Source organism: Rathayibacter sp. KR2-224 (assembly GCF_049446075.1).
Classification (GTDB): domain Bacteria; phylum Actinomycetota; class Actinomycetes; order Actinomycetales; family Microbacteriaceae; genus Humibacter.
This window is the reverse complement of sequence record NZ_JBMSEB010000001.1, coordinates 192920-212973: the sequence shown is the minus strand read 5'-3', so window position 1 is coordinate 212973 and position 20054 is coordinate 192920. Positions and strand designations below refer to the sequence as shown.

Below are 20054 nucleotides of genomic sequence, written 5' to 3'. Positions count from 1 at the left end.
TGGTAGCGACACCCGAGAGGCTTGGATGCCACGAACAGCTGGAGAGGATCGAGCACGTCTACCGACAGGGCACGCGCTGACGCAGTAGCGCGTGCAACAGGGGAACTGACCCGACGGCCGGTCGCAGCCGGCGGCCTGTCGCGACCCGCTGCCGTGTACGACTCGGTGACAGAGGGCTTGACCGGTTGGCAGTTCCTGCGCACCGGGCGGTGGATCGCCTACATGGCAGCGGCCGTCGTCTTCGCGGTGATTTGCGGAGGGCTCACGCTGTGGCAGTACGACAGGGGCAGGGAAGCGTCGGCGGACAACAGCCTCTACTCGTCGAACTTCGCCGCACCCACCATGCCGCTGTCGTCGGCTCTGCCCGCGCTCGACTCGTACTCGCCTCAGCAGGTCTGGCGTGCCGTGAGCATGAATGGAACGTGGGACAGTCGGCACCAGTACTACCTGCGCAACGTCGTGCGCAGTGGTGAAACGGGCTTCGACGTCATCACGGCCTTCCGTGTCGAATCCGGCGAGACGTTCCTCATCGACAGGGGATGGGTTGCAGCCTCGGCCGACATGTCGAAGCCCGTGTCCAGGCCCGCACCGCCAGGCGGTGACATCGACGTCGTGGCGCGCCTCCAGCCGAGCCAGGCGAAGCGCGGCGAGGGCGGCGTGCAGGCCCACCAGATCGAGTCGGTCGACCTCTCGGAGCTCGCGCCCGTCGTGGGCGGGTCGGTGTATTCGCAGGCGTGGGGCGTTCTCGTGTCGCCTCGGTCGTCGGGGCAGGGCCTCGGCCGCATCCAGGTCACCCCGCCAGCAGAGGGAGTCGGCTACCACTACTCGTACATGATCCAGTGGATCCTCTTCGCCCTGATCGGCTTCTTCCTGCTCTGGCGCGGCGCGATCCGGGAATACCGCAGGCTCAACGCCGACGACCCGGCCGAGCAACAGCGTGAGGCGGAACGTGTGCGCAAGCAGGCACGCAAGGCGTTCACCGACGAGGAGATCGAGGACGAATCACTCGACGGATACCTTCCGCTGACCAGGTGGACCGGGCGCTCGCGCACCGCACTCGGGCCGACGACGGCGGCTGCCAAGCCAGCCCTGACCGGCACACCGATACCGTTCGAGGCCTCCGACGACGAGGATGTCTCGAACGAGGCCGAGGTTCCCCCCTCAGGACACGGGCACGTGCTCGTGCTCGGTGCCCCGTCGGGCGGCCCGGAAACGCCTACCGCGCCGGATGCGAGCCCGTCTGCTCCGCGTCCGACGACGGACGTCTCAGATACCGAAGACCGTGCCGGCGAGGGCTCCCGAAAGAACGGCCCGGGCACCGACGGCTCGGGCCGGGGCTCCTCCTAGCCGCGCAGGCCGAGGAGGGGGAGCACCTGCGCGAGATCCCGCGTCTCCACGGCCACGTTCGCCTGCTCCCGCACCGCTGGTTTGGCGCAGAACGCCACAGAAAGCGCTGCAGCCTGCATCATGCGCAGATCGTTCGCCCCGTCTCCGATCGCGACGGTTCTGCTCAGCGGCGTACCGGCATCCTTCGCCCACTCGCGAAGTGCGCTCTCCTTCGCCGCGGCGTCCACGACGGGTCCGTCCAGCTCTCCGGTGAGGATGCCGTCGATCACCTGGAGCCTGTTCGCCCGCCACAGGTCCAGGTGCAGCCGCTCGGCCAGCCCGTCGACGAGCTCGTGGAACCCGCCAGAGACCACGCCGACGATCCCGCCTGCCGCATGCACGGCATCCACCAGCTCCGGTACGCCGTCGGTGATGCGGATCCGGCTCGCGACGTCGACGAAGACCGACTCCCGCAGCCCGCGCAACGTCGCGACCCGTTCCCTGAGGCTTTGCGCGAAGTCGAGTTCGCCGCGCATGGCGCGTTCCGTGATGTCTGCGACCAGCGAGCCTGCGCCCGCATGCTCGGCGAGGAGTTCGATCACCTCATCGTGGATGAGCGTCGAGTCCACGTCGAGCACTACGAGAAGGCGGGCGGACGCGGACTCGGCGATGCTCATGGAAGGACGTGAACTCCCTTGCCGACGACGGTGATCCCGGACGGCGTGACGGTGAAACCGCGGGCGCGGTCGCGCTCCGGGTCGACGCCGATCTTCGCCCCCTCGCTCACGATGACGTCTTTGTCGAGGATAGCCCTGCCCACGAACGAGCCAGGTTCGATGATCGCTCGGTCGAAGATGACGGAGTCGACGACGTGTGCGCCGGACTCCACCTTCGCCCACGGTCCGAGCACGCTGCGCTCGAGGTGGGCGCCGCTGATGACGGAGCCGAGCGACACGATCGAGTCGATGGTGGTGCCGATGGCGCCGCGCACGTCACGCACCAGCTTTGCCGGCGGAGAGTTCAACTGCTGACTGAAGATCGGCCAGAGGTCGTTGTACAGGTTGAAGACCGGTAGCGCTGCCACGAGGTCCTGGTGCGCCTCGAAGAACGAGTCGATGGTTCCCACGTCGCGCCAGTAGTAGCGGTCGCGGTCGGTCGATCCGGGAACATCGTTGCGCTGGAAGTCGTAGACGGCCGCATCTCCCCTCGAGACGAAGTCGGGGATGATGTCGCCTCCCATGTCGTGGTTCGAGTCGGGCCGCTCACCGTCACGCTGCACGCCCTCGATGAGCGCCTGGGCGTCGAACACGTAGTTGCCCATGGATGCCAGCACCTCGTCGGGCGCATCGGGAAGCGGGACCGGGTCCCGTGGCTTCTCACGGAACGCCGCGATGCGGTCGCGCCGTGCCGGGTCCACTTCGATCACGCCGAACTGGTCGGCGAGCGAGATCGGCTGGCGGATCGCGGCAACCGTTGCGCCCGCACCAGAGGCCATGTGGGCATCCAGCATCTGGGCGAAGTCCATGCGGTACACGTGGTCTGCGCCGACCACGACGACGATGTCGGGCTTCTCGTCCCTGATCAGGTTGAGGCTCTGCAGGATCGCGTCCGCTGATCCGGAGAACCAGCGTTTCCCCAGACGTTGCTGGGCCGGCACGGAAGCGATGTAGGAACCGAGCAGCCCCGACATGCGCCAGGTCTGAGATACGTGGCGGTCGAGGCTGTGCGATTTGTACTGGGTGAGCACGACGATCTGCCTCAGCCCCGAATTGACCAGGTTCGAGAGGGCGAAGTCGATGAGCCGGTATTGTCCGCCGAACGGCACAGCCGGCTTGGCCCTGTCCGCCGTCAGCGGCATGAGGCGCTTGCCCTCGCCACCAGCCAAAACGATGCCGAAGATCTTCTTGCCCGTCATGAGTCAACAGTAGAGCCGCCGGTACCGCTGTACTAGCGTCGTCCGCATGCGCGTGGACGTCTTGACTCGGGAGTACCCTCCGGATATCTACGGTGGAGCCGGGGTGCACGTCACGGAGCTGGTGCGAGCGCTCCGCCGCTCGATCGAGGTGCAGGTTCGCTGCTTCGGTGGTCCACGCGACGAGACCGACACCACGGGCTACGCAGTACCCGCCGAACTTGCGGAGGCGAATCCGGCGATCGCCACGCTGGGAGTGGACCTGCAGTTCGCACAGGATGCCGGGGGCGCGAGCCTCGTGCACTCCCACACGTGGTACGCGAATCACGGCGGGCGGCTGGCGAGCATGCTGCATGGCATCCCTCACGTGGTCACGGCGCACAGCCTCGAACCGCTGAGGCCGTGGAAGGCCGAGCAGCTCGGCGGCGGCTACCGCGTGTCGAGCTGGGTGGAGCGAGAGGCGTACGAGACGGCGGATGCCGTGATCGCGGTGAGCGAGGGCATGCGCCGTGACATTCTGCGCGTCTACCCGAAGGTGGACGCGGCCAGAACCCACGTCATCTACAACGGGATCGACCTGGAGCGTTGGCGGATCGTCGACGAGCCCGACCTGGTGCGCTCGCTTGGCGTGGACCCCGACAAGCGCACCGTCATCTTCGTCGGACGCATCACCAGGCAGAAGGGCCTTCCGTACTTCTTGCGGGCCGCCGCCGCGCTGCCGGAAGACGTGCAGCTCGTGCTGTGCGCGGGTGCTCCGGATACCGCCGAGATCATGGCAGAGGTCGAAGGGCTCGTCCGGGATCTCCAGGCCTCCCGAGCAGACGTCGTGTGGATCGATCGGATGCTCGCACAGAACGAGCTCGCTGCGCTGCTGAGCGCGGCAACGGTCTTCGTCTGCCCGTCCATCTACGAACCCCTCGGGATCGTGAACCTGGAGGCGATGGCATGCGGGCTACCCGTCGTGGCGACGGCGACGGGCGGCATACCTGAGGTCGTCGAGAACGGCGTGACGGGGAGCCTGGTGCCGATCGAGCAGGCATCCGACGGCACGGGAACGCCTCTGGACCCCGACCGTTTCGTCGCCGATCTCGCCGAGGCGCTCACCGACGCCGTGTCCGACCCTGATCGCGCACACGAGCAGGGCAGGGCCGGCCGGCTGCGGGCGCAGACGCAGTTCGGCTGGGCGGCGATCGCCGAGCAGACCCTCGCTCTGTACCGCCGCCTCGCTGCGCAGTAGCTCATCAGCGGGGCCGTCCACGGGGTGCGGGCACACACGAGGTCCAGCGGTGCGCCGCTAGGCTAGATGCCATGTCGAACACCGTGCTCTCGTTCAACTCCGTGTCTGTGGTGCGCGACGGGAACGCGATCCTCGACTCGGTGGATTGGACGGTCACGGCCGATCAGCGGTGGGTCATTCTCGGCCCGAACGGAGCGGGCAAGACCACGCTGGTCCAGCTCGCCGCTGCCGCGTCTCACCCCACCTCCGGCACCGTCACGGTGCTCGACGAGGAGCTCGGCAAGGCCGAGCTGGCGGAGCTGAAGCCGCGCATCGGATATGCATCCAGCGCACTTGCGAAGCGCATCCCGAAGCGGGAGAGCGTGCTCGACGTCGTGATGACGGCGGCGTATTCGGTGACCGGGCGGTGGCACGAGGAGTACGAAGAGATCGACTCCCGTCGGGCTCGTCGTGTGCTTGCCGAGTGGAAGCTGGATTCGCTTGCGGACAGGGCCTTCGGCACGCTCAGCGACGGCGAGCAGAAGCGCGTGCAGATCGCACGCTCCGTGATGACCGACCCCGAGTTGCTGATCCTCGACGAGCCCGCGGCCAGCCTCGACCTCGGTTCGCGCGAAGAGCTCGTCACTCTGCTCGGGGGGTACGCCAGCGACGACCGGTCGCCGGCCATGATCATCGTCACGCACCACGCCGAAGAGATCCCGACGGGGTTCACCCATGTGCTGCTGCTCTCGGCCGGCAAGGTCGTCGCCGCGGGTCCGCTCGACGAGACGCTCACCTCTCAGACGCTGAGCGAGACGTTCGGGCTCGCCATCGAGGTGTCGTCGGACGACGGGCGGTACACGGCACGCGCCGCCCGCGCGCAGAGCCAGGACTGAACCGGGGGAGTCGACCGCAGGTCGTAGCCCACCGCCGGTCTCTGCTAAACTTGATCTTCGGCCCCGGACGTTCGATCCGGCCGTCAAGCTTTCGTGCCCATCCTGTGCACGCAGTTTCACTTTCCAGCATTTCATCCCCAGCATTTCGAGGAAGTCCTGATGAAGTCCGACATTCACCCCGCTTACGCTCCGGTGGTCTTCCGTGACCTCGCTTCGGGCGCCACGTTCCTGACCCGTTCCACGGTGAAGAGCGACAAGACGATCGAGTGGGAGGACGGCAACTCCTACCCCGTGATCGACGTCGAGATCTCCAGCGCGTCGCACCCGTTCTACACGGGCAAGCAGCGCATCCTCGACAGCGCCGGTCGCGTCGAGAAGTTCAACCAGCGCTTCAAGGGCTTCGGCAAGTAGCATCAGCCGGCACCAATGGGTGCCCCTCGGCGCTGCGGCGACGTGCCAAGCACACCGCGAGGGCGGTCGGTCCGTCCGGCCGCCCTTTCGCGTACCCGCTCCCTGCTCGAACCGGTCCTTCGACCCCTGGCGCCGACGGAGCGGCGTGGCGGACAAGTGGTTCCGGTGACGCGGTTCAGCGGCAGGGCCAGGTGCCGCTCGTCGTGAACAGCGGATCCTTCACCCTGCGGATGTAGGCCTGGAAGTCCTTGGCCTGCTCCTGGCACCACTGCACCTGGAGCCTGTGCAGTTCTGTCACGTCCACTCCGAGCTCGGCGGGGTAGGCACGCGCGATGGCCTGCGCCACCCGGCCGGCGGCAACGGCATCCGCTCCCGCGTCATGTGCACCGACGAGACTGACTCCGTAGTGGTCTGCGGTGATGGCGAGAGTTCGCTTGCCCCTTCGGTACTTGTCGACAGCCTTGTCGATCACGAGCGGATCGACGATGGGCGAAGGGTCGCGCAGGGGCTCGATGCCGTGCCGAAGAGCCTCGCGCTGCAGAAGCGAGAAGTCGTATGGCGCGTTGTACGCGACGATCGGGATGTTCCGCCGCAACAGCGTGCGCAGCGCCGCCACGATCTCGAGCACGGCGTCGCGGGCATCCCGTCCTTCCGTACGGGCCCGTTCCGTCGTGATGCCGTGCACGGCGGTGGCAGCCTCAGGTATGGGCACGCCAGGGTTCACGAGCCAGTCGATGCGCTCCACGACATTGCCATCGGCATCCAGCAGCCCGACATGAGCGGAGACGATGCGCGACGTATTGACGTCGACGCCCGTTGTCTCGAGATCGAATACGCCCAGTTCGTCGTGCCATTGCTTCATGACTGCAACGTTAGGAACAGCCACCGTCAAAGGCCGGGCGGCGCGCCAGTGCAACCAGCGGGATCCGATCCACGTCGTCGCCTCTTGGGCGGCGCGCACGACGGCTCAGTGCGGGGGTTCGATGTGCAGCCAGTAGAAGCTCTGCGTGCCGAGCGTCAGTGTGAAGCGCCCGTCCTCGGCGATCGTGGGAAACTGCCCGCCGCCGAACAGGTCGTAGAGCGAGCATCCGGCGAATTCGGGGGCGTCGAGCGTGACCGAGATGGGGTTGTGGGAGAACGAGAACACGCACAGCACGTTCTCCGGCTGATCGCCGAAGACCGTGCCCGTTCCGGCGTACGACCGCACGAACGCGAGGACGGAGGAGTGGTCGGAGGGCAGCACTGCCAACGATCCCAGTCCGAACACCGGATGCGCCTTGCGCACGTAGATCACGTTGCGCACCCAGTGCAGCAGCGAGCGCGACTGCGCGAGCTGCGCCTCGACGTTCACCTGGTTGAAGTGGTAGACGAGCGACTGAACGATGGGCAGGTACAGCTTGCCTGGATCCGCCGTCGAGAAGCCCGCGTTGCGGTCGGGCGTCCACTGCATGGGCGTGCGCGACGAGTCCCTGTCTGGCAGCCAGATGTTGTCGCCCATACCGATTTCGTCGCCGTAGTAGAGGAACGGGCTGCCGGGGAGCGAGAACAGCAGGGCATGGGCGAGTTCGAGTTCCGCTCGTGAGTTGTCGAGCAGAGGTGCGAGGCGACGTCTGATGCCGACGTTGGCGCGCATCCTCGGGTCGTAGGCGTACCAGCCGTACATCGCCTGCCGGTATTCCTCGCTCACCATCTCGAGCGTGAGCTCGTCGTGGTTGCGCAGGAACACGCCCCAGCCGGCGCCCTCCGGGATGTCGGTGGTCTCCGACAGCACTCGCACGAGTTCGTCAGCCCGCTGCGAGCGCAGCGAATAGAAGATGCGGGGCATCACGGGGAAGTCGAACGCCATGTGGCACTCGGGCTCCTCCTCACTCCCGAAGAACGCTGCGACCTCGCGCGGCCACTGGTTTGCCTCTGCGATCATGACGCGGCCCGGGTAGTCCCTGTCGAGCATCGCCCGCATGCGCTTGATGAACTCGTGCGTGGGCGGCTCGCCCTCTCCGTTGCCCTCGTCGGACTCGTAGAGGTACGGGATGGCATCCAGCCGGAACCCGTCGACGCCCATGTCGAGCCAGAACCTGACCACGTCGAAGACGGCGTCGTGCACCGCCGGGTTGTTGAAGTTGAGGTCGGGCTGGTGCGAGAAGAACCTGTGGAAGAAGAACTGGCGTCGCTCTGAGTCGAACGCCCAGTTCGACTCCTCCGTGTCGGTGAAGATGATGCGGATGTCGGGCCACTTCTCGTCCGTGTCGCTCCACACGTAGAAGTCGCCGTACGGCCCGTCGGGATCGCTGCGTGACGCCTGGAACCACTCGTGCTGATCGCTCGTGTGGTTCAGGGGCAGGTCGATGACGATGCGCATGTTGCGCTCGTGCGCCTTCGTGACGAGGTCTTGGAACTCGTCGAGGGTGCCGAACTCGGGCATGATCGTGCGGTAGTCCGCGACGTCGTATCCGCCGTCACGCAACGGCGAGGTGAAGAACGGCGGCAGCCACAGCGCATCGACACCCAGCCACTGCAGGTAGTCGAGCTTCGAGATCAGGCCCTGGATGTCACCCGTCCCGTCGCCGTTGCTGTCGACGAACGAGCGCACCATCACCTCGTAGAACACGGCCCGCCGATACCACTGCGGGTCGAGGGTGAGGCCAGGCAGCTGGATCGGTGCTGTGAAGGTCACGTACGGGTCCTCCTGCGGCTGCAGTGCGTTCTCGATGGTTCAAAAGAGTCTCGTCGTGGCGCACGCGGCGCTTCCATCGAGTCTAGGGTCTGTCCGGGCCCGGCTGACCTCCACGACCGCTCACCTACACTGGGGCGTGATGTCCAACCGTGCAGCGCCGACCAGCAACAACGCGCCCTCCGATCGGGCCGAAGTGCGCCCGCGCGAACGCTCCGTCGAGGTGCAAGGAGCGCAAACCGCGTTCTGGGAGTACGGGCCGCAGGATGCCGCCACGACGATGGTGCTCGTGCACGGTTTCCGCGGAGACCACCACGGTCTGGAACCCATCGCGGCGCGTCTTTCGGAGTACCGCGTGCTGGTTCCCGACCTGCCGGGCTTCGGCACGTCCGAACCGTTGCCCCGCGTGCATGACGTCGACGGCTACGCGGACTGGCTGCTGGCATTCCTCTCGGCAGTGGAGCTGACCGGCCGCTTCGTACTTCTCGGCCACTCGTTCGGCTCGATTGTGGTCGCTGCCATGCTCCAAGGGGAGGCCGATGGCGGGCCGGGCCCGCGTCCGGATGCCGTCGTGCTCGTGAATCCCATCGGCGCGCCTGCGCTGAAGGGGCCGAGGGCGGTCTTCACGCGGCTGGCCATCTTCTACTACTGGCTCTCGGCAGTGCTTCCCGAGTCGCTCGGGTTCGGGCTGCTCCGCAACGGGCTCATCGTTCGCGTCATGAGCGAGGCGATGGCGAAGACGAAGGACCGTCCGTTGCGCGCGTGGATCCACGTCCAGCACGCCAGATACTTCAGTGCGTTCGCCAACCGCACGGTTGTGCTCGAGGCGTTCCGGGCATCCGTCGGACACGACGTGTCGGAATATGCGGCCAGCATCGCGGAACCCGTGCTGCTCGTCGCCGCAGACCGCGACGACATCACGCCCATCGCGGCACAGCGCAGGCTGCAGACGCTCTTCCCCGACGCTCGCCTGCACGTTGTGCACGGCGTCGGGCACCTCGTGCACTACGAGGCGCCCGACGAGGCCGCCGACCAGGTGCGCCGGTTCGTGCGCGAGCAGGCATGAAGCTCGTCTTCGACTGCCGGTACACCCGCATCGGGCGGCACGACGGGATAAGCCGCTACACGGCATCCATCGTCACCGAGCTCGGCAAGCTGCACGAGGTGACCATGCTGGTCAGCGATACGGCGCAGCTCGACATGCTGCCGCCCTTGCCCTGGGTGAAGGTCTCGTCGCCGACGAGCGTGCTCGAGCCGTTGGTCGCGCGGCAGGTCAACCGGCTGCGGCCGGACGTCGTGTTCACGCCCATGCAGACGATGGGGTCCATCGGCCGCCGCTACCGCCTCGTCAAGACCGTGCACGACCTCATCTACTACCGCAACCGCACGCCGCCGCGCGATCTGCCCGCGTTCGTGCGCGGGCTGTGGCGCCTCTACCACCTCGCCTGGTGGCCTCAGCGGATGCTCCTCAACCGCTCGGATGCCGTCGTTGCCGTCTCGCACACCACCGCGGCACTCATCGCGCAGCACCGCCTCACCCGCAAACCCGTACACGTCGTACCGAACGCGGCAGAGGCGCCTGCCGGTGTGCCGGCCCGGCCCCGCATTGCGCCCGCGACGAAGTCGCTGGTCTACATGGGTTCGTTCATGCCGTACAAGAACGTCGAGACGCTCGTGCGGGCCGCTGCGCTCCTGCCTGACTACGAGTTGCATCTGATGAGCCGCGTGACAGACGCACAACGCGCACGTCTCGAGGCCGCCGCGCCCCAGGCCAGGTTGGTGTTTCACGACGGGGCGAGCGACGAGGACTACTTCGCGGCTCTGCTGAATGCAACGGCGCTGGTCACCGCGTCGTTCGATGAGGGATTCGGCATCCCGGTCGTCGAGGCCATGCGTGTGGGCACGCCCGTCGTGGCGAGCGACATCCCGATCTTCAAGGAGATCGGGGCTGATGCCGCCGTCTACGCGGACCCACGGGATGCGGCAACCTTCGCCCAGGCGGTCCGCAGCCTCGAGGAGCCGGGGGAGTGGGCCTCACGCTCGGCGCTCTCCGTGAGCGCCGCCGCCCGCTACACCTGGGCGGGATCCGCCGCCGCGCTGCTTGCCGTGCTCGAAGAGGTCGCGTCGGGCGCGGCGTTGGACGCCACGTCCTGATCCGAGGGCTGCGATGCCAGCAGCACGGAATCTGCGATCTGCTGCGCATCGTGCGACGGCACGTTGAACTCGCCGAGCTCCAGCCCCTCCCGCGTGTGCACGAGGTGGGTGAGCGATAGGTTCAGGATGCCCTCGCCCGGCTTCGGCAGCGTGCCGCCGCTGAGGTGCCGAACGAGCGAGCTGATGACGGCGCCGTGGGTCACGACGAGCACTTGGCCGCCCGGGTGACGACGAGCGATGCGATGGAGCACCGGCAGTGAACGGCGCACCACGTCGTCCCTGGCCTCCTCGTCTGGGATGCCGTGGGGAAACCGCGCGCCGATCTCGGGGCCCGTCATGCCTTCGGCCGCTCCGAACGACCGTTCACGCAGCTCCGTGAACGTGCCGGAGAGCGGAACGCCTATCGCTTCGGAGATGATGCGCGCGGTCTCGAACGCTCGCGACTGCGGACTCGCGTACACCGCCGCGTATCCCGCGTCGGCGAGCGCGGCACCGGCGGCACCGGCCTGCGCAACGCCCACCTCATTCAGTGGCACATCGGACGAGCCCTGGATTCGGCGCTCACGGTTCCAATCCGTCTCGCCGTGCCGCACGAGCGTGAGGAGCGTTTCGCTGCCACGACGCGGCATCCGCGGTCCGGCTCGCCGCGCCCTCGCGCGAGCCGTGCTCACGCGGCCGAAGTCCCGGCCAGAGCGTCGGCGAGCGCTACCAGCGTCTCCGAGGTGCCGGCATCCAGCTTCAGAGTCGCCCTGGTGTCGCCTTTTGTCTCGCCACGGTTCACCACCACGATGGGCAGCTTACGGCGCCGAGCGTGCTCCACGAGACGGATGCCAGAGTTCACCGCGAGCGACGATCCGGCCACCAGCAGCGCCTCTGCGCCGTCGACCAGCTCGCGGGCGGCCTCGAATCGCAACGGAGGGACGAACTCGCCGAAGAACACCACATCGGGCTTGAGCGGTCCGCCGCACACGCTGCACGACGGAATGGCGAACGAGTCGACGTCGGTCACCTCGGCGTCGCCGTCCGGGGCAATGGTCACGGCATCCGGACTGCCAAGCCACGGGTTCAAGGCGTCGATCTGAGCCGCCACGTCTTCACGCGCGAACATCTGCCCGCATCTCAGGCACAGCACGCGGTCCATAGTGCCGTGCAGCGGCACGACACGCCGCGACCCAGCACGGCTGTGGAGCCCGTCGACATTCTGGGTGATCACGCCGGGGACGACGCCGGCCACTTCCATGCGCACGAGTGCGAAGTGACCAGCATTAGGCTCGGCGGCTCTGAACCGCTCGTAACCCAGATGGCTCCCAGCCCAATACCGCTTGCGCGATCGCGGATCGCCGAGGAACTGGGAGAACGACATCGGTGTGCGGCGGGGCGCGCCCTCTCCGCGGTAGTCCGGGATTCCCGAGTCGGTGGAGATACCGGCACCTGTGAGCACAGCGATCTTGCGGTCTGCGAGGATGTCGAGGGCGGAGTCGATCCCGGCATCCGTCGTCATGGCTGTGCTCACGGATTTCCCCTCATTCGACTTCAGTGTAAACAGCGCAGTTTTCGGATTTGTTTCCTCCCCCTGGACGCCATGCAGATCATCCCCATCGACACGATCGACGCCCCAGAACTCGCCGACTTCGCCCGCCTGACCGACGTCGCGCTGCGACGCGCGCTCGAGCCGGCAGGGGGGTTGTACCTGGCGGAGTCGACCAAGGTGATCGCGCGCGCCCTCGCCGCCGGGCACATTCCTCGCTCGGTGCTCCTGCACGAGCGCTGGCTGCCCGATCTGGAGCCCCTCCTGCAGGGCTTCCCCGACCTTCCGGTCTACGTGGGCAGCGAGGATGCCCTCACCGCGCTCACCGGGTTCCACCTGCACCGCGGTGCGCTGGCCGCCATGCATCGGCCGGCTCTTCCGGCGCTGGAAGAGGTGCTCGACGGAGCACGCCGCGTCGTTGTGCTGGAGGACATCGTCGACCACACAAACGTCGGCGCAGCGTTCCGGGCGGTGGCGGGTCTCGGAGCAGACGCAGTTCTCGTCACCCCGCGCTGCGCCGATCCGTTGTACCGGCGCAGCGTTCGCGTAAGCATGGGCACCGTGCTGCAGGTGCCGTGGACACGCATAGGGGAGTGGCAGGATGCCGTGCCGCGACTGCACGACGCCGGCTTCCACCTCGCAGCGCTCGCCCTCGCAGAAGACGCGGTGAGCCTCGATGCGTTCGCCGCGAATCCGCCTGACCGAGTCGCACTCGTCATGGGTTCGGAGGGAGACGGCCTCAGCCGCCGGGCGCTCGCGGAAGCGGACAGCGTCGTCACGATTCCGATGTCGCACGGGGTCGACTCGCTCAACGTGGCTGCGGCCGCCGCAGTGGCGTTGTACGCGCTGCGCATCCCTGCAGAGTCGAACACGTCGGCGCATTCCTGAAACCGGCACATAGCGCGCGCCCTTAATATGGCAGCCGTGCCTGACGCCTCTCGACCCCCGAGCACAGAAAGCGACGACGTCGCATCGCTCGCCGCTGCCGACGCCCGCGCCGCGTCAGGGCGTGGGCGCAAGCGCGCGGGTCGGGTGCGACGCAGGCGGTTTGCGACGCTCACCGTGCTCGCAGTCCTCGTCATCACGGCCGTCTACACCGCGCTGGCCGCGGTCGCGCCGCTGCCTGCCGCGGCCGAGGCCGCATCCGCTTCCACCACCTTCCGTGCAGACGCCGTGCAACCCGCCTTCCCAGCGTGGGGCAGCGCGGCGGTCGGTCTCGTCGGCCGCGACGGGCTGCTCGTGCAGAACGGCAGCATGCAGAGCGAGCCGATCGCGAGCATGACGAAGACGATCACCGCGCTCGTGCTGCTGGACAAGCATCCGATCCCACAGGGCAGCGAGGGACCGACCATCACGTTTACGAGCGCTGACGTCGACATCCTGCACCAGGTGTGGGCAGAGGACGGCTCGTGGGCACCCGTGCAGGCGGGGGAGCAGCTCACCGAGAAGCAGGCGCTGACGGCCATGCTGCTGCCCAGCGCGAACAATTACGCCATCTCGCTGGCCATCTGGGGCTTCGGCTCCGTCGACGCGTTCCTCACCTACGCCAACTCGTGGTTGAGCTCGCACGGTTTCACCGGGACGCACCTGACCGACCCGTCCGGCCTCGACCCTGGCAGCGTGAGCACCCCGCCGGATCTCGTGAGTGTCGGCAAGCTCGTGATCGCGAATCCTGTGCTCGCGCAGATCGTCGATACACCGACGGCTGACCTGCCGGGTGCCGGCACGGTGCAGAACGGCAACGAGCTGCTCGGCCACGACGGGATCGTCGGCATCAAGACGGGATGGACGGACCAGGCAGGGCACTGCCTGCTGTTCGCCGCCTCGGTGACGGTGCACGGACATCCGCTGAAGCTCGTCGGGGTCGTCACCGGCGCTCCGGACTACACCAACCTCTGGACGGATGTTCCGACGTTGCTCAAGAGCGTGGAGGACGGCTTCCACGAGGTGACGGTGGGCTCTGCCGGCGCCGACTACGGAACGTACCGCAGTGTGTGGGGCGACACTGCGCAACTGAAGAGCCAGAAGACGGGCGGCATCTTCGTCTTCTCGAACGCGCCCATCAAGGTCACGGTGCGTTCGACCCCAGGCACCGTGGCGAAGCCGGGCGACGAGGTCGGAACCGTCACGTTCGCCGGCGGCGGTCAGAGCTTCAGCAGCGCGCTCACGGTGTCGAAGGCGGTCGAAGATCCGGGCCTCGGCTGGCGGTTGACGCACCCGCAGCTGCTCCTGCCGTGACCGGGTCGCGGTCTACATCGCCGTCTCTTCGTCGCCCGGCACTGTGACGGGTGCCGGCTCGGGCCGCTTCGGCAGCAGGTGGTCGCCGCTTGACACGCCCTTGATGCGGCGAACGACCCATGGCACGAAATACTCCTTGGCCCACGAGAGGTCCTCCGCGCGCGCCTGACGCCAGGAGCGCTCCGGAAGCGGCTCGGGTTCCATGGGCTGCAGGTCGTGCGGCACGCCGAGGGTGTCAAGCACCATGCGCGCGACCGTGTGGTGGCCGAGCGGGTTCATGTGCAGGCGATCGACCGACCAGAGCCGTTGGTCCTGCACGTCTTTGAGCGCCCACTGGTCAGCGACGAGGCATCCGTATCGCTCAGCGATCACACGTACGTTCTCGTTATAGATCGCGACCTTGCCGCGGATCGCCCTGAAGACGGGTGAGAAGCCGACATCCACGCCCGTGAAGACGACGATGGCCGCTCCGGTGCCCGAGAGCTTCGCGATGACGTCGTCGAAGATCGCGGCGATCTCGTCCGGGTCGCTTCCCGGACGGAGCACGTCGTTGCCTCCGGCGGAGATGGTGACGAGGTCGGGTCGCAACGCGACCGCCGGGCCCACCTGGTCGGCAGCGATCTGCCGGATCAGCTTGCCCCGCACGGCTAGGTTCGCGTACGCGAAATCGTCTGTGCCTCGTGCCAGCACCTCGGCGACACGGTCCGCCCATCCGCGATATCCGCCAGGGGCGTTCGCGTCGGGGTCACCGATCCCCTCGGTGAACGAGTCACCGACAGCGACGTACCGGTGGAAAGGATGCAGCGGGTCCGTCATGCCTCCATTCTGCTCTGCGCGTTTGGCGGCCCCTCGGCGGCTCTCGTCCCCCTTGGCGACTCATGGATGGGGATGGCGCCACGAGCGTCGCACGGTTTGGGTACCGTTGAGTGAAGTGAGCGCCTCGACCCCTGCACCCGTCTCGACGTCTGCCCACACCCCTGATCAGGATCCGGACTCGAGGGCCGATCCGAATGCGATGGCCGAGCCGACCGCGTCCGAGCCCGCGCAGGCCTCCGATTCGGCGTCGACGCGCGCCGATGCCGAAAGCAACGACGGTCAGCAGCCGTCGGGCCAGGAGAATGCCGATCAGAACGCAGATCACACCGTCGGCACCTGGGCGATCGAGCACCTCTCGCCGTCGTTCCCGGCGCGCGCACCATGGGGCACCGCCAGCAAGCTCCGTGCCTGGCAGGCGGAGGCGCTCGAGGCGTACTTCCGCTACGAGCCACGCGACTTCCTCGCTGCGGCCACGCCCGGAGCGGGAAAGACGACGTTCGCGCTTCGTCTCGCGGTCGAGCTGTTGAAGCGGCGAACCGTCGAACGGGTGACGATCGTGGCACCGACCGAACACCTCAAGAGGCAGTGGGCGGAGGCGGCGGCGCGCGTGGGCATCCCCATCGATCCGGCCTTCAAGAATGCGCACGGCAGATACGGGTCGCACTATCGCGGCATCGCCGTGACCTACGCGCAGGTGGCCGTGAACGCCGCGCTGCACCGCGACATCACGCTGGACCGACGCACCCTGGTCATCCTCGACGAGGTGCACCACGGCGGCGACGCGCTGAGCTGGGGCGACGCCATCCGCGACTCCTTCGAGCACGCCGAGCGCCGCCTGTCGCTGACTGGAACGCCGTTCCGCAGCGACACCTCGCCCATCCCGTTCGTGACGTACCTGCAGAACGAAGAAGGCATCCGCACCTCCCGCACCGATTACAACTACGGGTACGGCCGGGCTCTCTCCGATGGCGTCGTGCGTCCCGTGCTGTTCATGGTCTACGCGGGGCACATGCGCTGGCGCACGAAGACCGGCGACCAGATGGAGGCCAGGCTCGGCGAAGGCAACACCAAAGACATCACCGCTCAGGCGTGGCGCACCGCGCTGGACCCGAAAGGGGAGTGGATCCCTCAGGTGCTGCACGCCGCGGATCGTCGCCTGAGCGAGGTACGACAGCAGGTGCCGGATGCCGGCGGTCTCGTGATCGCCACCGATCAGGTGGCCGCACGCTCCTATGCCGCGATCCTCGAGGGTATCTGCAGTGAGAAGGTCACCGTCGTCCTCTCCGACGAGAAGGAGTCAAGCGACCGCATCGAAGAGTTCTCGCAGGGCTCGTCCCGCTGGATGGTCGCGGTTCGCATGGTCTCGGAGGGCGTCGACGTTCCGCGCCTCGCTGTCGGCGTGTACGCGACGAGCGCCGCCACCCCGCTCTTCTTCGCACAGGCCATCGGTCGCTTCGTGCGTGCCCGACGTCGAGGCGAGACGGCGACGGTCTTCCTGCCGGACGTGCCCGTGCTGGTAGCCCTCGCACGTCACATGGAACTGGAGCGCGACCATGCGCTCGACCGCGTCTCCGCCGAAGGCGACGGCGACCTCTGGAATCCGGAGGACGCCATGATGGCGGCGGCCGAGCGGTCGGACAAGGCATCCGACTCCTTGCAGCAGGAGTTCGCCTTCGAAGCGCTCGACTCGCACGCCGCCTTCGACCGGGTGCTCTACGACGGCGCCGACTTCGGCGGGTACGCGGAACCGGGAAGCGACGAGGAATGGGATTTCATCGGCATCCCCGGCCTGCTGGAACCCGATCAGGTGCACGATTTGCTGCGCACCCGCCAGGCGCGTCAAGCGAAGCGCGCCGCGCATCGTGCACCAGCCCAGGCGGACGCTCCGAAGGCACCGGCACCCGTCTACCGCACCCTGAAGGAGCAGCGCAGCCTGCTGAACAGTCTCGTCGGGCTCTATGCCAAGCAAAGCGGCGAGCCGCACGGCCTCGTCCACGCCGAACTCCGAAAGCTGTGCGGTGGTCCGGCCGTCGCACAGGCCAGCGTCACACAGCTTCAGGCGCGCATCGACCTGTTACGCAAACGACTCGGCCACCACTGACCGGCGCGCCGTAGGTCGCTCCGACGCAGGTCGCCTCGACGACGGTCGCTTTCCCGCGGCCGCGTCGAGAGCGTGCATCAGATCGTCGGTCAGGTCGTCGACGTGCTCGAGACCGATCGAGAGCCGCACGACACCCTGATGGGGTTTCGCGGCGGCTTCGACCGGCCGGTGCGTGAGCGACGCAGGGTGCTGCACGAGCGAATCCACGCCACCGAGCGACACCGCGTGAGTCACCAGCGTGCATGCTTCAGCGAACCGCACCGCACTGTCATGGTCGCCCAGGTCGAGCGAGATCAGAGAACCCGGGCCGTCGAGCTGGCGCCCTAGGAGGCCGAGCGGATCCTGCCCAGGCAATCCCGGGTACAGCACGCGGTGCACTGCCGGATGCTCCTGCAGACGGTGTGCAAGCTCGGATGCCGTCGCCTGCTGGGCGCGAACGCGGATGGGCAGGGTCCGAAGCCCACGGTGCAGCAGATATGCGGCGAACGGGTGGAGGAGCGCGCCCGTCAGGGCACGCAGACTCCTGAGCCGACGCGCCCACTCGTCGTCGGTGGCCACCACGCCGCCCATCACGTCGCCGTGGCCGCCGAGATACTTGGTGGCGCTGTGCAGAACGAGCCGGGCGCCGTGCTCGGCGGGGCGCTGCAGAACGGGCGAAGCGAAGGTGTTGTCGACGAGAACGGGGACCGAGCCTGCCTGCGCCACGGCATCCGCGATGTCGACGAGCTCGAGCGTCGGGTTGGCCGGAGTCTCGAGCACGACGAGACCGGTGTCGGGTCGGACTGCGGAGGCGATGCCGTTCTGGCTCGCCCACGTGACGCTCGTTCCCAGAAGGCCGGTCTTCAGCACGTGGTCGGTTCCGCCGTAGAGCGGGCGAACGGCCACGATGTGCGGCGTGCCTGCGGCCACGGCGGCCATCAAGCAGGCGGTGAGGGCCGCCATGCCTGTGCCGAACGCGACTGATTCCTCGGTTCCTTCGAGCTCGGCGAGCGCCCGTTCGAAGCGTGCGACGCCCGGCTGCCACAGCCGCTGATAGACGGCCGAGTCGCCCGGCTGCGGTTCGCCGCCCGTCGCCAGGTTCTCGTAGGAGTCGCCCCCGGCCTCCACGCCGGGCAGCGGGTTGGTCGTCGAGAGGTCGATCGGCGGAACGTGTGATCCGGCCTCGGTGAGCCCCTCCATTCCGGCGTGCACGGCCACGGTCTCCAGGTGGGCCCGGGCCGGGCGGGAGGGCGAAGAAGAAGCTGCCATGCCTCCAGATCAGCAGATACAGCGATGCAGAGGAAGAAGAACCGAATATCCTTCGAGGGTCACGCCTTTGACCGCATACTCTTGCATCGACGAGGACGCCGCCATGCCAGATCCGAAGATTTCCGAACTCGACCCGATCGACCGGGCACTCGTGCTCGCGCTGTCCCGCAACTCCCGCGTCACGGGCGCGGCCCTGGCCGCCCAACTCGGCGTCGCCGAGTCCACCGTGTCGCTTCGTCTGAAGTCGTTGCGGCGCAGAGGCGTGATCGCGGGATACCGGCTGGATGTCGATCTCCCGGCCGCAGGCATCCCGTTGCAGGCCATGATCGCGGTGCGACTGGCCAAGCACTCGCGAGCCCAGATCGACGCGTTCCGTGCGGCCGCCCCGCACTGGCCGGGCGTGCTACGCCTCTTCCACACCGCGGGTGCAGACGACTACCTGCTGCACGTGGCGGCACGCGATGCGGGGGAGTTGCGCGACTTCGTGCTGGAGTACCTCACGGGCGACCCGGCGGTCGCACACACTCAGACGAGCCTGATCTTCGAGGATGCCGTCGGCGACGGCTGGCAGGAACTGCTGCGCTGATCCGTATGGCCGGCCGAGCGTACCGGGGGCGGGCAGCCCGACATGACGAAGGGCGGCCCCGCGCATGACGCTGCGGGACCGCCCTCGCTACCTCTACGGCTAGCCCTCAGTCGTCGTCGGTATTCGCGGTTTCACCGCTCGACCGACTCCATCGGCTCGGCCTTGCGAGCTAGCTCGCAGGCGCTCGACTCAGTCGTCGGTGAAGGCATCCTTCACCTTTTCGCCCGCCTGCTTGAGGTTCGCCTTGGACTGATCGAACTTGCCCTGCGACTCGAGCTCGTCGTCGCCGGTCGCCTTTCCGACCGCCTCCTTGCCCTTACCCCAGAGCTCGTCCTTCTTGTTCTCGACCTTGTCTTCGTCGCCCATAACTCCTCCTTCACGGATGGTCTTGCGAGGCGCCCTGAACGCTACGCAGCGAGCCGGCGACGGACAAGGGCTTGACAGTGCCGCGGCCGCACGATGGGCGCCAGGGCCGAACCTGAGCCGTGTCGCGGCAGAGCGGTGGGGCCAGGGGCGACGGTATGCTGACGGATCGGGGGCCGATCCATACGGAGGTTGTCGTGGGTGCTCTTTTGTACGGCGGGTCCGACATCGAGGTGAAGTTCGAGGACCGTGTTCTCGCCCACCTTCAGGTTGTGATCGGGGCCAAGCTGCGTCGCCGCGAAGGCTTCTTCTTCACCTGGCGCGATGACATCTCGGTGGGCGACGGCCGCAGTGCGGTCTGGATCGATCCCGCCATCCCGCTGTACTTCCGCTACTCGGGCAGCAAGTCTCCCGCCATCAACCGGGAGTGGATCGAGCTGCTCACCCTGTCGGCGAACAGCACTCAGGGTCTGCATCTCATGGACGAGCCGGCCGGCCCGAACAGCGCAGGGGCTCCCGGCAAGTCGAAGGACAACAGCGTCAAGCCGGGCTGATCCCCTCACGCGACGGACGCCCGCCGATCCAGTC

The 20054-nt window shown here is 67.6% G+C and carries 20 protein-coding genes; 11 read left to right on the top strand and 9 right to left on the bottom strand.

The window, feature by feature from the left end; genetic code table 11:
- Positions 1-21: 21 nt before the first annotated feature.
- Positions 22-1347: an SURF1 family protein gene (locus tag ACO2Q7_RS01025; RefSeq protein WP_423353789.1), complete on the top strand. Its 1326-nt coding sequence runs from the start codon at positions 22-24 to the stop codon at positions 1345-1347.
- On the opposite strand, the gene serB is transcribed toward ACO2Q7_RS01025, so the two are convergent.
- Positions 1344-2003, bottom strand: coding sequence for a phosphoserine phosphatase SerB (gene serB, locus ACO2Q7_RS01020; protein WP_423353788.1), 660 nt, complete (start codon positions 2001-2003; stop codon positions 1344-1346). The two genes, ACO2Q7_RS01025 and serB, sit on opposite strands and share 4 nt — an antisense overlap.
- Positions 2000-3241 (bottom strand): glucose-1-phosphate adenylyltransferase, encoded by a 1242-nt coding sequence (locus tag ACO2Q7_RS01015; RefSeq protein ID WP_423353787.1) that lies wholly within the window; start codon positions 3239-3241, stop codon positions 2000-2002. Before ACO2Q7_RS01015 ends, serB begins: the two co-directional genes overlap by 4 nt.
- A 46-nt stretch (positions 3242-3287) precedes the next feature.
- Here ACO2Q7_RS01015 and glgA point away from each other — a divergent pair, with 46 nt between their 5' ends.
- The 3 genes from glgA (at position 3288) to ACO2Q7_RS01000 (ending at position 5761) form a co-directional block, all read left to right on the top strand.
- The gene (gene glgA, locus ACO2Q7_RS01010; protein WP_423353786.1) at positions 3288-4475 is read left to right on the top strand and encodes a glycogen synthase; all 1188 of its coding nucleotides are present in this window, start codon (positions 3288-3290) and stop codon (positions 4473-4475) included.
- A gap of 71 nt (positions 4476-4546) precedes the next feature.
- Entirely contained in the window at positions 4547-5350 is an 804-nt protein-coding gene (locus tag ACO2Q7_RS01005; RefSeq protein ID WP_423353785.1) for an ABC transporter ATP-binding protein, read from the top strand.
- A gap of 159 nt (positions 5351-5509) precedes the next feature.
- Positions 5510-5761 carry a type B 50S ribosomal protein L31 gene (locus ACO2Q7_RS01000; protein ID WP_423353784.1) on the top strand — a complete coding sequence of 84 codons (252 nt, stop codon included), beginning with the start codon at positions 5510-5512 and terminating at the stop codon, positions 5759-5761.
- A gap of 175 nt (positions 5762-5936) precedes the next feature.
- On the opposite strand, the gene ACO2Q7_RS00995 is transcribed toward ACO2Q7_RS01000, so the two are convergent.
- Positions 5937-6623 carry an exonuclease domain-containing protein gene (locus ACO2Q7_RS00995; RefSeq protein ID WP_423353783.1) on the bottom strand — a complete coding sequence of 229 codons (687 nt, stop codon included), beginning with the start codon at positions 6621-6623 and terminating at the stop codon, positions 5937-5939.
- 105 nt (positions 6624-6728) lie between these two features.
- Positions 6729-8435, bottom strand: a complete 1707-nt coding sequence (gene treS / locus ACO2Q7_RS00990) for a maltose alpha-D-glucosyltransferase (RefSeq protein ID WP_423353782.1) — start codon at positions 8433-8435, stop codon at positions 6729-6731.
- Positions 8436-8574: 139 nt separating this feature from the next.
- On the opposite strand from treS, the gene ACO2Q7_RS00985 reads away from it, so the two are divergent.
- Entirely contained in the window at positions 8575-9498 is a 924-nt protein-coding gene (locus ACO2Q7_RS00985; RefSeq protein WP_423353781.1) for an alpha/beta fold hydrolase, read from the top strand.
- Positions 9495-10586: a glycosyltransferase family 4 protein gene (locus ACO2Q7_RS00980; RefSeq protein ID WP_423353780.1), complete on the top strand. Its 1092-nt coding sequence runs from the start codon at positions 9495-9497 to the stop codon at positions 10584-10586. The genes ACO2Q7_RS00985 and ACO2Q7_RS00980 overlap by 4 nt, the downstream gene beginning before the upstream one ends.
- On the opposite strand, the gene ACO2Q7_RS00975 is transcribed toward ACO2Q7_RS00980, so the two are convergent.
- Both ACO2Q7_RS00975 and ACO2Q7_RS00970 read right to left on the bottom strand, forming a co-directional pair.
- Positions 10502-11215 carry a histidine phosphatase family protein gene (locus tag ACO2Q7_RS00975; protein ID WP_423353779.1) on the bottom strand — a complete coding sequence of 238 codons (714 nt, stop codon included), beginning with the start codon at positions 11213-11215 and terminating at the stop codon, positions 10502-10504. The genes ACO2Q7_RS00980 and ACO2Q7_RS00975 overlap by 85 nt on opposite strands.
- Before the next feature lie 38 nt (positions 11216-11253).
- Positions 11254-12087, bottom strand: coding sequence for a Sir2 family NAD-dependent protein deacetylase (locus ACO2Q7_RS00970; RefSeq protein ID WP_423355927.1), 834 nt, complete (start codon positions 12085-12087; stop codon positions 11254-11256).
- Positions 12088-12168: 81 nt separating this feature from the next.
- Here ACO2Q7_RS00970 and ACO2Q7_RS00965 point away from each other — a divergent pair, with 81 nt between their 5' ends.
- Both ACO2Q7_RS00965 and ACO2Q7_RS00960 read left to right on the top strand, forming a co-directional pair.
- On the top strand, positions 12169-13002 hold the full coding sequence (locus ACO2Q7_RS00965; protein ID WP_423353778.1) for a TrmH family RNA methyltransferase: 834 nt from the start codon (positions 12169-12171) through the stop codon (positions 13000-13002).
- A 36-nt stretch (positions 13003-13038) separates the two neighbouring features.
- Positions 13039-14352 carry a D-alanyl-D-alanine carboxypeptidase family protein gene (locus tag ACO2Q7_RS00960; RefSeq protein ID WP_423353777.1) on the top strand — a complete coding sequence of 438 codons (1314 nt, stop codon included), beginning with the start codon at positions 13039-13041 and terminating at the stop codon, positions 14350-14352.
- 12 nt (positions 14353-14364) lie between these two features.
- On the opposite strand, the gene ACO2Q7_RS00955 is transcribed toward ACO2Q7_RS00960, so the two are convergent.
- Positions 14365-15168: an SGNH/GDSL hydrolase family protein gene (locus tag ACO2Q7_RS00955; protein ID WP_423353776.1), complete on the bottom strand. Its 804-nt coding sequence runs from the start codon at positions 15166-15168 to the stop codon at positions 14365-14367.
- 199 nt (positions 15169-15367) lie between these two features.
- On the opposite strand from ACO2Q7_RS00955, the gene ACO2Q7_RS00950 reads away from it, so the two are divergent.
- Positions 15368-17269 (top strand): DEAD/DEAH box helicase, encoded by a 1902-nt coding sequence (locus ACO2Q7_RS00950; RefSeq protein ID WP_423355926.1) that lies wholly within the window; start codon positions 15368-15370, stop codon positions 17267-17269.
- Here the strand turns inward: ACO2Q7_RS00950 and ACO2Q7_RS00945 are convergent.
- Complete coding sequence (locus tag ACO2Q7_RS00945) at positions 17243-18517, bottom strand: trans-sulfuration enzyme family protein (protein ID WP_423353775.1); 1275 nt, start codon at positions 18515-18517, stop codon at positions 17243-17245. The two genes, ACO2Q7_RS00950 and ACO2Q7_RS00945, sit on opposite strands and share 27 nt — an antisense overlap.
- Positions 18518-18620: 103 nt before the next feature.
- Here ACO2Q7_RS00945 and ACO2Q7_RS00940 point away from each other — a divergent pair, with 103 nt between their 5' ends.
- Positions 18621-19103: an Lrp/AsnC family transcriptional regulator gene (locus ACO2Q7_RS00940; RefSeq protein WP_423353774.1), complete on the top strand. Its 483-nt coding sequence runs from the start codon at positions 18621-18623 to the stop codon at positions 19101-19103.
- A gap of 189 nt (positions 19104-19292) precedes the next feature.
- On the opposite strand, the gene ACO2Q7_RS00935 is transcribed toward ACO2Q7_RS00940, so the two are convergent.
- Complete coding sequence (locus ACO2Q7_RS00935) at positions 19293-19469, bottom strand: CsbD family protein (protein ID WP_423353773.1); 177 nt, start codon at positions 19467-19469, stop codon at positions 19293-19295.
- Between the two features lie 194 nt (positions 19470-19663).
- Between ACO2Q7_RS00935 and ACO2Q7_RS00930 the strand changes: the two genes are divergently transcribed.
- A complete protein-coding gene (locus ACO2Q7_RS00930; protein WP_423353772.1) occupies positions 19664-20020 on the top strand; it encodes an ATP-dependent DNA ligase in 357 nt (118 codons plus the stop codon).
- The last annotated feature ends 34 nt before the right edge of the window (positions 20021-20054 follow it).